Annotated in this window: 1 protein-coding gene; it reads left to right on the top strand. The window is 39.3% G+C overall.

Going from position 1 to position 2,088, the window contains the following annotated elements; all coding sequences use genetic code 11:
* Positions 1-1,589 (top strand): PPC domain-containing protein (locus OQ279_RS18710; RefSeq protein ID WP_266071383.1); only part of this gene is annotated, 1,589 nt, incomplete at its 5' end.
* Between the last annotated feature and the right edge of the window lie 499 nt (positions 1,590-2,088).

The following is a 2,088-nucleotide window of genomic DNA, read 5'->3' as shown; positions in this document are numbered from 1 at the left end:
CCATTGAAAATATGGACGGAGAAGAGTATCAGTATGAGATGGATTCAGCTATGGACAACGGCTTTGGCAAAGGTGAAACATTGTCGTTCAGTGCTTATCCTGGCCAGGAGTTTGTTGCTGAAGTAACGAATAAATCTTATTATTTTGATCCGATCATGATTTTATTAGGCGGCGGAATGGAAATGGACTTGAATCGCAGCTTCTCTTCCCAAACTCCATACGAGCTTTCGCTTGATATTCAGGATGTAACAGCTGATGAAGATGGCATTCCGGACTTAATTGGCATGTCTCCAGAAGATATGCTGTTTGAAGGAGACTTTGCAGGCTTTGAGGAAGCCAAGAAAGAGCTCCGTTCAAAAGCGTTATCATCTTCCTATAAAATTGCTAGTGAAGAAGAGGCAGAGGTTGATGAGTATTCACAAATGATTATGGATGCAGCCATTCCGTTTGCAGAGAACGAAGCGAATACAGGTTACTTGCAGACAATGGGTGATGAAGATTGGTATGCCTTTACACCTGAACAAAGCGGTCTTTTTGACGTGAAAATGGACACAACGAATGGTTATGCGCCAACTGGAATGGACATTGTGAAATATGATAAAGAGTCACAAGGGTTCACGTATGTATATTCTAATGCATCGTTCTCTTTGACATCTATGAGTATTAATGATCAGTTCTCTGTAGGGTTACAAGCAGGAGAAACGTATTACTTTGTTGCAATTGATCAAAATTACAGAGCAAAATTTGATCCTTACCGCTTTACTGTCAAACCACTAGTGAAAAACGTGGCTGATCAGTTTGAGACAAATGATACATTTGAAGATGCAGTAAAGGTAACAACTAAAGCAATTACTGGGAACTATGCTTCGGTTGGTGACATCGATATGTATTATTTTAAACCTGGAAAAGAAAGCGTATATAACGTGAGTGTGAAACCAGGTACGATCCCAGCGAAATATAAAAATGTTCCTACAATCCACAAGTCTGATATTGATCCAATTCTTGCGGTCATTGAAGACACGAACGGAAATGGAAAGATGGATTTAGAGGAACAGGCGAATATGACTCTCGTTGACAGCGCAATGTACAACGAAGAAGAACGCATCAGCTTCCGTTCCAAAAAGAATGCAGGCTACTTCTTCCTGACAGCTGATTATACAGGAACAAACTCACCAGTGGTTCCTTACGTATTTAATATTGATGAAGTCAAACAAAAAGATGAAGACAGTACATCTGTAGTCAAAAATAATATTCCATCCAAGCCGATAGCGCTAAATCGCCCAGCGAAAGACCGCTACTATGCATATGGATACATGAATATGACAGCCAACAAGCCTGACACAGATTATTACAAACTATCTTTAAGCAAAAACAGCAAACTAACACTATCTCTTGAACTTCCTTCAGACCTTGATGGAAAAGTGACGGTTTACAACGCAAAAGGCCAATCTGTTGCCACAGCCGACTACTATGGCAAAGGCGATGCAGAATCCCTACCGTTAAACCTGAAAAAAGGAACATACTACATCAAAGTTGAAGACGTTCAAGGCGGAGCCAGCAGCCAACCATACAAGCTTATTTTAAAATAAACCATATGAAAGAGATAATGCCCTTGTTGGGTGTTATCTCTTTTTTGTTTGCGTCTTTGTAAGTTGGGTTTGGCGGATATCCAGGATAAAGAGTCAATTACACGACGTTAAAGATTGATTTCTTAGTAGAATTTAGTATAAACGGTGATATTTTAACGATTTTTAATAGAAAAATAGGGTTCTACTGTTTAAAAAAACAGCAATTGCGAACCGTGCATCCGACCTGCTGAAAACCAATACAATACAGCGCTTTAAAAATCAACAAATCTGGCGTAATTTACCTGTATTTCAAATTAATTAAATTTGCTACTATAAGATTACATTCAAGGATATTTGCGCCTTAAATGCAGGGCAGACTCTGATCTGTACCATTTTAATAGATAGCCATCTTAGGAGGAAAAGAAACGAATGAACAAGCAATTATCCAAGTTTTTAGCAGCTGGAACGACAGCGGCAGTAGCAGTATCTGTTGTAGCACCTGCAGTATCTGCAGAAGAAG

The organism is Salinimicrobium profundisediminis, assembly GCF_026241755.1.
Lineage (GTDB): Bacteria > Bacteroidota > Bacteroidia > Flavobacteriales > Flavobacteriaceae > Salinimicrobium > Salinimicrobium profundisediminis.
This window is presented reverse-complemented; position numbering and strand designations above follow the sequence as displayed.